This window comes from Stutzerimonas stutzeri (assembly GCF_024448935.1).
Classification (GTDB): Bacteria; Pseudomonadota; Gammaproteobacteria; order Pseudomonadales; family Pseudomonadaceae; genus Stutzerimonas; species Stutzerimonas stutzeri_AO.
In genome coordinates, this window is record NZ_JAMOIE010000040.1 from 32,113 (window position 1) to 42,072 (window position 9,960).

The following is a 9,960-nucleotide window of genomic DNA, read 5'->3' on the forward strand; positions in this document are numbered from 1 at the left end:
AGGAGCAATTCATGTCGTTCAATATCGGCCTCAGCGGTATGCGTGCCGCCAGTAAAGACCTCAACGTCACGGGTAACAACATCGCGAACGCGGGGACTGTTGGGTTTAAACAGTCGCGGGCGGAGTTTTCGGATGTGTATGCGGCCAATATGGGGGTGGGGAAAAACCCGGTTGGCAGTGGGGTACAGCTAGCCAACGTTTCCCAGCAGTTCAATCAGGGCAATATCAACTATACCCAGAACGCACTGGATCTGGCGATCAATGGCGACGGCTTTTTCCAGGTCAGCAACAACGGCGCCCTGAGCTATACCCGTGCCGGTTATTTCGGGACGGATAAAGAGGGCAATCTGGTCGATAACTTCGGCTACAACCTGCAGGGTTATTCGGTTGATGGCAATGGCAATGTTCAGACCGGGCAAGTGAGTGACCTGAAGGTCCAGACTGCAAGTCAAGAGCCTAAGGCGACGGCGAAGGTCACCCAAGGATTCAACCTCAACTCCACCAACACGGAGCCGGCCAACACACCGTTCGACCCCGCCGATCCGTTGAGCTACAACTCGTCGACGTCAACCAACGTTTATGACGAGCAGGGCAACGCCCATGTGATGACGCAGTATTTCGTCAAGACCGATACTGCCAATACCTGGCAAATGCATGTGCTCGTGGACGGGCGTAACCCGGCCAATCCAGTCAACAGTACGGCTCCCGACACGACGACTTTGGAATTCAGCCGGTCCGGTAGTCTCGTAGTTCCGGCCGGTGGCAGCACTTCAATAACTGGGTGGCAGCCGGCTGTTCAGAACGCCGACGGTACTTGGTCCTTGAATAACGCGGCACCGGCCGCGGGCTTGGACATGACGGTCGACATGCGTGGCTCAACTCAGTACGCCAGTGTATTTGCCGTAAACAGCGTAAGCCAGGACGGTTACACCACAGGTGAGTTGGCGGGGCTTGAAATCAGCGAGACCGGTGAGATTTTCGCTCGCTATACCAACGGTCAATCGAAGGTTCAGGGTCAGATCATCCTGGTGAACTTCGCCAACGTTCAGGGTTTGACTCCGGTTGGCAAGACACAATGGGTCCAGTCCTTCGAGTCCGGCGAGCCCGTGCGCAACCCCCCGGGTAGTGGCACATTGGGATCGTTGCAGGCTGGCGCCCTGGAAGACTCCAACGTCGAGCTGTCCGACCAGCTGGTCAACCTGATCGTGGCGCAGCGAAACTATCAGGCGAACGCCAAGACGATCGAAACCGAGAGCGCCATCACCCAGACGATCATTAACTTGCGGTAACGGTTGACTGGGCACTGCTCGAGGCGGCAGGAAACTGCCGCTTCGCTTTTTCAAGGTCCTTCGGGGCCTTTTTTTATACCAGAAACGCTTTTTTGTTCAATGGCTTATGTAATAGTCCGGTCGATGGCACGTGGCTTGCTTGGTCTTTGCATAGAGATTTAGTTAGCGTCAATTTGCGTGTTACGGAGGTTCCATGGACAAGATGCTCTATGTAGCAATGACGGGGGCGAGCCAAAACGCTCGAGCCCAACAGGCGCATGCCAACAACCTGGCGAACATCTCGACCACGGGCTTCCGGCGTGACTTCGAGCAGGCACGCTCCATGCAGGTCTTCGGAGACAGCTTTCCGGCACGTGTCTATGCCATGACCGAACGTCCAGGCACTGACTTCAGCGCCGGCACTTTGCAGGAGACGGGGCGGGATCTGGACGTGGCCGTCGAGGGCGAGGGCTGGATAGCCGTGCAAGCGCCGGATGGCAGCGAAGCCTATGCCCGTACCGGCAGCCTTAATATCGACACGCTCGGCATGCTCAGGACCGGCGATGGTTTGCCAGTGCTCGGCAATGCCGGGCCGATTGCCGTGCCGCCAGAGGAGAAAGTGGAGATCGGCGCTGACGGCTCGATCAGTATTCGCGCGCTCGGTGAAGATCCAAATGTGGTGGTGACGGTTGACCGTCTGAAATTGGTCAATCCCGATCCAAAGCAGCTTGAGAAGGGTGCCGACGGGCTTATTCGATTGAGGGATGGACAGCCTGTCGAGGCTGACGCTGGGATTCGTGTGACCTCGGGCTTTCTTGAGGCAAGTAACGTCAACGCTGTTGCTGAGATGACATCGATGCTGGCGCTGTCCCGGCAGTTCGAGCTTCACGTGAAGATGATGCGCACCGCCGAAGAAGACGGAGCCGCTGCGGCCCGAGTCTTGCAGATCAGCTAATAAACAACGCGTCGCGCCCGAATACCGGCGTACGAGGAGAAGAATATGCTTCCAGCACTGTGGGTGAGTAAGACCGGTTTGTCCGCTCAGGACATGAACCTGACCACTATTTCCAACAACCTGGCCAACGTGTCTACCACTGGCTTCAAGAAGGACCGTGCCGAGTTTCAGGATCTGCTGTATCAGATCCGCCGGCAGCCGGGCGGCCAATCCACGCAAGACAGTGAACTACCTTCCGGTTTGCAGCTGGGTACCGGTGTGCGCATCGTCGGTACGCAGAAGCAATTCACCGCGGGCAGCCTGCAGACCACCGAGCAGCCGCTCGACATGGCCATCAACGGGCGTGGCTTCTTTCAGGTCCTGCTGCCTGACGGCACCGTGTCCTACTCGCGCGATGGTAGTTTTCATCTGGATGCCGAAGGCCAGATCGTGACCTCCAATGGTTATGCATTGGAGCCGGCCATCATTGTGCCGCCCGAGACCCAGACCTTCACCGTGGGTGAAGACGGTACCGTATCGGTGACCACGCTGGGTAATCCGGCGCCGCAGATCATCGGTAACTTGCAGACCGCCGACTTCGTCAACCCGGCCGGCCTCCAGGCGATGGGCAGCAACCTGTTCCTGGAAACGGCCGCGAGCGGTGCGCCGCAAGTTAGCACTCCTGGCCTGAACGGGCTGGGCACCGTGCTGCAGAACACCCTGGAAAACTCCAACGTCAGCGTCGTCGAGGAACTGGTGAACATGATCACCACCCAGCGCGCCTACGAGATGAATTCCAAAGTCATCTCCACGGCCGATCAGATGCTGTCCTTTGTTACCCAGCAGCTGTAACAGCTATCAGCCGCTGGATTGAGGTGAATATGCGTCGCTTGTTGAGAGTTCTTCCATTGATACCCGTCATGGTCCTGACCGGCTGCGTGGCGCCTGCGCCAAAGGCCAACGATCCTTACTATGCGCCGGTGCTGCCGCGCACGCCGCTGCCGGCTGCGCAGAATAACGGTGCTATCTATCAGGCGGGTTTCGAAACCAATCTCTACGACGACCGCAAGGCCTATCGGGTCGGTGACATCATCACCATCACACTCAACGAAAGAACCCAGGCAAGCAAGAACTCCAATTCGAAGATATCCAAGGACAGCAGCGCCAACATCGGTCTCGGCTCGCTGTTCGGCGGCGCCGTTTCGATGGCCAATCCACTGACTGGCAATAGCATGAGCCTGGGCGCCGAGTACGACGCGGCGCGCGATACTTCCGGTTCCGGGCAGGCGGGGCAGAGCAATAGCCTGTCCGGTTCGATCACTGTCACGGTGTCCGATGTGCTGCCCAACGGCATTCTGGCGATCCGTGGCGAGAAATGGATGACGCTCAATACCGGTGACGAGCTGGTGCGCATCGCTGGATTGGTACGCTCGGACGACATCGCTACCGACAACACCGTCCCGTCGACCCGCATTGCCGACGCCCGCATCACCTATTCCGGCACCGGCGCCTTCGCCGATGCCAGCCAGCCCGGTTGGCTGGACCGTTTCTTCATCAGCCCGTTGTGGCCGTTCTAACAGGTGCCGGCAATGAAACTGTTCAGCTCGATCATCGTTGTCCTGCTGTGCCTGGCTACCGTCCCGGCCCACGCCGAGCGGCTCAAGGACATCGCGACCATCCAGGGCGTACGTAGCAACCAGTTGATCGGTTACGGTCTGGTGGTTGGCCTTAACGGCAGCGGCGACCAGACCACGCAGACTCCGTTCACGGTGCAGACCTTCAACAATATGATGGCGCAGTTTGGTATCAAGGTGCCGGCGGGTGGCAACGTTCAGCTGAAGAACGTCGCGGCTGTGTCCATTCATGCGGATTTGCCACCGTTCGCCAAGCCGGGCCAGACCATCGACATCACCGTCTCGTCGATCGGTAACGCCAAAAGCCTGCGTGGTGGCAGCCTGTTGATGGCGCCGCTCAAAGGCATCGACGGCAATGTCTATGCGATCGCCCAGGGCAACTTGGTCGTAGGTGGTTTCGATGCGGGCGGTGCGGACGGCTCGCGCATCACCGTCAATATTCCTTCCGCCGGTCGTATTCCGGGCGGGGCGATTGTCGAGCGTCCGGTGCCGAGTGCGTTCAATCAGGGAACCACTCTGACCATGAACCTCAATCGTCCGGATTTCACCACGGCGAAGAACATCGTGGACCATATCAACGAACTGCTCGGCCCGGGCGTAGCCCAGGCGCTCGACGGTGGTTCGGTGAGCATCAGCGCACCGTTGGACCCAAGCCAGCGCGTCGACTACCTGTCGATCCTGGAAAACCTCGAAGTGGATGTCGGCCAGGCGGTCGCCAAGGTGATCATCAACTCGCGTACCGGCACCATCGTCATCGGCCAGAACGTGCGCGTGCAGCCGGCCGCCGTCACTCACGGCAGCCTCACCGTGACCATCAGCGAAGATCCGCAGGTCAGCCAGCCGGCGCCCTTCTCGGACGGGCAGACGGTGGTCGTGCCCAATTCGCGGGTGACGGCCGAGCAGGAAGCCAAGCCGATGTTCAAGTTCGGCCCCGGCACCACACTGGATGAAATCGTTCGAGCGGTGAATCAGGTGGGCGCAGCGCCCAGCGACCTGATGGCCATTCTCGAAGCGCTCAAACAAGCCGGTGCGCTGCAAGCCGACCTGATCGTTATCTGAGGAACGGGACATGGAAAATCGTCTGGGACTGGGTCGCCGTACCCCTGATAGCGGTAGTTACTCCGACCTCAACCGGCTGAACCAGCTCAAGGTGGGCAAGGACCGCGACGGCGCCGAGAACGTGCGCAAGGTCGCGCAGGAGTTCGAGTCCCTGTTCATGAACGAGATGCTCAAGTCGATGCGTGCGGCCACCGAGGTCATGGCGGAGGACAATCCGTTCAACAGCCAGGCCAGCAAGCAGTACCAGGATATGCATGACCAGCAGCTCTCAGTCACGCTGTCCAAGGAAGGCGGTGGCATCGGGCTTGCCGACGTGCTGATTCGTCAGCTCGGCAAGCAGCAGGAGCCCAGCGAGAAGCCGAATCCTTTTGCTCAGGTGGCACAGACCGAAGGGGCGAAATGGTCGAGCAACCCTAATTCGAAGATCGCTCCCGTTGACCCTGCACGCAACGATTCTCAACTGCTCAACCAGCGTCGTCTGGCGCTGCCGGGCCGACTGGCCGAGCGCGCCCAGGCGGAGGTTGCAGCTGTAAATATGCAGGCGGATCAGTCTGGTCAGACGGGGACAGCCCAGCCGCTGGTCGATCTTGACTGGAAGCCTGCTACCGCTTTTGCAGCGCCCCAGGACGCGCCGTTGACGATAAACGGCGTCGAGGCGACAGCCCCGAGCGCGCCCAGCAAGACGCGTTTCAGCTCACCCGCGGAGTTCATCGCAACCATGCTGCCGATGGCGGAAAAGGCAGCGAAGCGTCTTGGTGTCGAGCCGCGTTTCCTCGTAGCACAAGCGGCACTCGAGACCGGTTGGGGCAGATCGATAATCAAGCAGAAGGACGGCACAAACAGCCACAACCTGTTCGGCATCAAGGCCACGGGTTGGGGAGGTGCGTCCGCGACAGCCACCACGACCGAGTACGTCAATGGCCAGGCGACCAAGGAGGTCGCCGGGTTTCGTGCCTATGACTCTTTCGAGCACAGCTTCAACGATTACGTCCGGCTGCTGGAAAACAACGATCGCTACAAACCAGCCGTTCAGGTGGCCAGCGCAACCGGCAACTCCGAGCGCTTCGTAAATGAACTGCAACGGGCCGGGTACGCAACCGACCCGCAATACGCGCGCAAAATCAACCAGATCGCCCGCAAAGTGCAGACCTATCAAACCATCGCCGACGCGAGTTCGGCCCCTGCGGTACGGACTAGAGGCTAACCATGGCTGACCTACTGAATATTGGCTTGTCGGGCCTGAGCGCGAGCAAGAGCCAGCTCTCCATCACCGGCCACAACATCAGCAACGTCAACACGCCCGGCTACAGCCGCCAGGATGCGTCCCAGGCAGCCCGCACACCGCAGTTCAGTGGTGCCGGGTACGTCGGTTCAGGTACGACGCTGGTGGAAATTCGCCGGACATACAGCGAGTTTCTGACCAGCCAGCTGCGCAGCAGCACGTCGCTCAGCAGTGACGTTGAAGCCTACAAAAGCCAGATTGACCAGCTTGATTCGTTGCTGGCCGGCAGCACGACCGGTATCACCCCATCGTTGCAGAAGTTCTTTTCAGCGCTGCAAACGGCGGCCGAAGACCCAGCCAATATCCCGGCACGCCAGTTGGTATTGGCGGAAGCCGAAGGCTTGGCGCGCCGATTCAATACCGTGTCTGACCGCCTGACCGAACAGAACAACTTCACCAACAAGCAGATGTCCGCGGTCACCGATCAGGTCAACCGCCTGGCTGGCAGCATCGGTAGCCTGAACAATGCGATCGCCATCGCAGCGGCTAACGGCAAGCAGCCGAATGATCTGCTCGATGCCCGCGATGAAGCCGTACGCCAATTGTCCGGCTATATCGGCGTCACCGTGGTTCCGCAGGACGACAGCAGCTTCAACATTTTCATTGGCAGCGGGCAACCGCTGGTAGTGGGCAGCACGGTGGCACAACTCGCAGTAGTCCCAGGGCAGGGCGATCCAAACCGTCACGAGGTCCAGTTCATCAGTGGTGGCTCTCGGCAGGGCATTACCTCGCAGATAACCGGGGGTGAGTTGGGTGGATTGATCCGTTATCGCGAGGAAGTGCTGGATTCCACCATGAACTCGCTGGGTCGACTGGCGCTTGCCGTCAGTGATCAGGTCAATACCCAGCTGGGGCAGGGGTTGGATCTGAAAGGGCAGGTCGGAGAGGCGCTGTTTGGTGACTACAACGATCCGGCGCTGGCCAAGCTGCGCGTCAATGCGTTCGCCGGAAACAGCAATGCGCAACCGGTATTGAACATCACCAATACCAGCGTGCTCACCACCAGCGACTACCTGATGGAGTACGACGGTAGTGGCTATAAAGTCCGCCGCCTGAGCGACAACCAGCTGATGACCGTGACGGAAAATCCGGCCGGTACGCTCTCCATTGCTGACAAGAACGGCCGTGATCAAGGGTTCCAGCTCGTGCTCGGAAGGCCTGCGCCGGCTGCAGGGGACAAGTTTACGCTGCAGCCTACACGGCGCGGCGCATCCGATATCAAGACGACGCTGGATCAGGCCGATCAGCTGGCTTTTGCTGCGCCGGTGCGCGCGCAGAGTGCGCTGCAGAATAGCGGAAGTGGTGCCATTGGGCAGCCAAACCTGATGTCCGCGCCGTCTCCGATTGATACCGCTGCACTATCGGCAGCGTTCGAAGGCTTGACGCTGACTTACGATGGCACCGGTCTGACACTGCCGACCCCCGCACCGGCTGGCCTGACGCTGTCGCCGGCAAGCATCACGCCAGGGCAGACCAATACACTGAACCTGACACTCACCACCGGTACAGCGCCGAACGAACAGCAGTACAGTTTCGAGTTCACGGTGAGCGGGAAGCCTGCAGCGAACGACACGTTCTCCTTCAATTTCAACCAGACCGGTGTCTCTGACAATCGCAATGCGTTGAAACTGGTGGACTTGCAAACCAAGCAGACCGTTGGCGTGGATGCTGCGGTGAACGGTTCGGGTTTCAGCTTCACCGATGGTTATGGCGAACTGGTCGAGCGCGTCGGCACGCTGACAGCCCAGGCGCGAATGGACAGCGAAGCGACAGGCGCAATCCTCAAACAGGCAACTGACAACCGTGATTCGCTGTCAGCCGTCAACCTCGACGAAGAAGCCGCCAACCTGATCAAGTTCGAGCAGTACTACAACGCTTCGGCACAAATCATTCAAGTTGCCCGCTCCTTGTTCGATACATTGATCAATATCCTTAGGTAACAGGCCCGCCCATGCGCATCTCGACTCCGCAAGCATTCAATAACGGCATAGCCGGTATTCAGCGCAACTACTCCAATGCAATCCGCACTCAGGAGCAGATCAGCACGGGCAATCGCATCCTGACGCCGGCGGACGATCCGGTCGCCTCGGTACGCCTGCTGCAGCTTGAGCAACAGCAGAACGTGCTGAGTCAGTACAACTCCAACCTGACGGCCGCGAAGAATAGCCTGACTCAGGAAGAGGTGACGCTGAACTCGGTCAATACCGTGCTTCAGCGTGTTCGCGAACTGGCCGTGCAAGCGGGTAACGGAGCATTGAGTGCTGAAGACCGCAAATCCATCGCCGCTGAATTGGGCGAGCGTGAGGATGAGTTGCTGTCGCTGATGAATACCCGAAATGCGCGTGGTGAGTATCTGTTTTCAGGGTTTCAGGGTAAAACGCAGCCATTTGTCCGGAGTGCGGATGGTAGTTACAGCTACCAAGGTGATGAGGGACAGCGAAAGCTACAGATTGCCAGCTCGCTGAATATCCCGATCAGCGATAACGGTAAATCGATTTTCGAGAACGTGACCAATGCTGGGCGGCTGGAGAGTCAGCCCGTCGCAGCGTTTCCGGCAGGTTCGACACTCGCGGTTTCCGGGCCACTCGTTAGTGACGAGGTGGCATTTTCCGGGGCGAATGGTTTTCCTGCCAATGGCGTACAGCTCCAGTTCAACGCGGACGGCAGCTACGATATTTACGAGCTGGATAGCAATGGAGTGCCCGCCACGGTGCCGCTAACGGACGGCTCTGGCTTGAAAATGGACGATGATCCAAGCAAGAGCGATTCGCTGGTGTTTCGCGGTGTGACGTTACAGCTCGATGGGGCAGCGGCGGGAGGGGAGGAAGTAAATGTCACGCCGAAGCTCTCTGGTTCCGGTGAAATACAGCAAAAACAGGGCATTCTAGACACCATCGCCAGTCTTCGTTCAGCCTTGGAAGATCCCTCGACCGATAACGGAGGCGTACGCGACGCCGTAGCAGTAGCCCTGACCAATCTCGACCACGGCATGGTCAGCGTTGACCAGGCGCGCGGCAATATCGGGGCTCGGCTGAATACGATCGAAACCACTCTGACTGATAACGAAGATGTCGCGCTGGTCAACAAAGGCGTCCAGGCCGAGTTGCGCGAACTGGATTACGCCGAGGCATTGTCCCGGTTGTCCATGCAAACAGTAGTGCTCGAGGCTGCGCAACAGAGCTACGTGAAGATCGCAGGATTGAGTCTGTTCAACGTGATGCGTTGAGCCGCCCGGCGTGCACGGTTCACAGAATAAGCAGCCCGAGTTGACTTGCTATTGATGCGGCTTAAAGTGTCATTGCGGCGCATGGTGTACCGCGTCGCTAATCCCGACAGTCATAAGGACATGAACAATGCTCAAGTCTTTGCTATCCGCTTCAATATTCGCTCTGCTCGCTAGCGTTTCTCTCAGCAGTTTCGCTGGCCCGACCACGTCTGCTGATCCCGTAACGGGTGCAGCGGCCCAGCAAGCAGCGCCGATCAACATCAATTCGGCTGACGCCGAAACCCTGACCCGCGAACTCATGGGTATTGGTGCTACAAAGGCCGAGGCGATCGTCGCTTATCGCGAAGCACATGGCCCATTTACCTCCGTAGACGAGCTCCTCGAAGTTAAAGGAATCGGTGCGGCCACTTTGGAAAAAAATCGAACCAAACTGGGCGTCAACTGATCAGCCTATTTTTGAATAAACGAAGCCGGTCATTCGATCGGCTTTTTTGGTGGTGCGCCAGGCATGGCGCGTTGCGCGTAAGCGCAACCAGTTCGGCTGTGGTGGCCAAGCG

At 58.8% G+C, this 9,960-nt stretch carries 9 protein-coding genes; all 9 read left to right on the forward strand.

Annotation, left to right across the window (positions count from 1 at the left end):
- The first annotated feature begins 11 nt into the window (after positions 1-11).
- The 9 genes from flgE to NA637_RS13000 all read left to right on the forward strand — a co-directional run bounded on the left by flgE (position 12) and on the right by NA637_RS13000 (position 9,848).
- Complete coding sequence (gene flgE / locus NA637_RS12960; RefSeq protein ID WP_256072665.1) at positions 12-1,289, forward strand: flagellar hook protein FlgE; 1,278 nt, start codon at positions 12-14, stop codon at positions 1,287-1,289.
- Positions 1,290-1,482: 193 nt separating this feature from the next.
- Positions 1,483-2,223 (forward strand): flagellar basal-body rod protein FlgF, encoded by a 741-nt coding sequence (flgF, locus tag NA637_RS12965; protein WP_256072666.1) that lies wholly within the window; start codon positions 1,483-1,485, stop codon positions 2,221-2,223.
- A 45-nt stretch (positions 2,224-2,268) separates the two neighbouring features.
- On the forward strand, positions 2,269-3,054 hold the full coding sequence (flgG, locus tag NA637_RS12970) for a flagellar basal-body rod protein FlgG (protein ID WP_256072668.1): 786 nt from the start codon (positions 2,269-2,271) through the stop codon (positions 3,052-3,054).
- Positions 3,055-3,083: 29 nt separating this feature from the next.
- Complete coding sequence (flgH, locus tag NA637_RS12975; RefSeq protein ID WP_256072669.1) at positions 3,084-3,779, forward strand: flagellar basal body L-ring protein FlgH; 696 nt, start codon at positions 3,084-3,086, stop codon at positions 3,777-3,779.
- A 12-nt stretch (positions 3,780-3,791) separates the two neighbouring features.
- Positions 3,792-4,895, forward strand: coding sequence for a flagellar basal body P-ring protein FlgI (locus tag NA637_RS12980; RefSeq protein WP_256072670.1), 1,104 nt, complete (start codon positions 3,792-3,794; stop codon positions 4,893-4,895).
- 10 nt (positions 4,896-4,905) lie between these two features.
- A complete protein-coding gene (flgJ, locus tag NA637_RS12985; RefSeq protein WP_256072673.1) occupies positions 4,906-6,099 on the forward strand; it encodes a flagellar assembly peptidoglycan hydrolase FlgJ in 1,194 nt (397 codons plus the stop codon).
- 2 nt (positions 6,100-6,101) lie between these two features.
- Positions 6,102-8,117, forward strand: coding sequence for a flagellar hook-associated protein FlgK (gene flgK, locus NA637_RS12990; protein WP_256072674.1), 2,016 nt, complete (start codon positions 6,102-6,104; stop codon positions 8,115-8,117).
- An 11-nt stretch (positions 8,118-8,128) separates the two neighbouring features.
- Entirely contained in the window at positions 8,129-9,403 is a 1,275-nt protein-coding gene (gene flgL, locus NA637_RS12995) for a flagellar hook-associated protein FlgL (RefSeq protein ID WP_256072675.1), read from the forward strand.
- Positions 9,404-9,530: 127 nt separating this feature from the next.
- Positions 9,531-9,848: a ComEA family DNA-binding protein gene (locus tag NA637_RS13000; protein ID WP_256072677.1), complete on the forward strand. Its 318-nt coding sequence runs from the start codon at positions 9,531-9,533 to the stop codon at positions 9,846-9,848.
- The last annotated feature ends 112 nt before the right edge of the window (positions 9,849-9,960 follow it).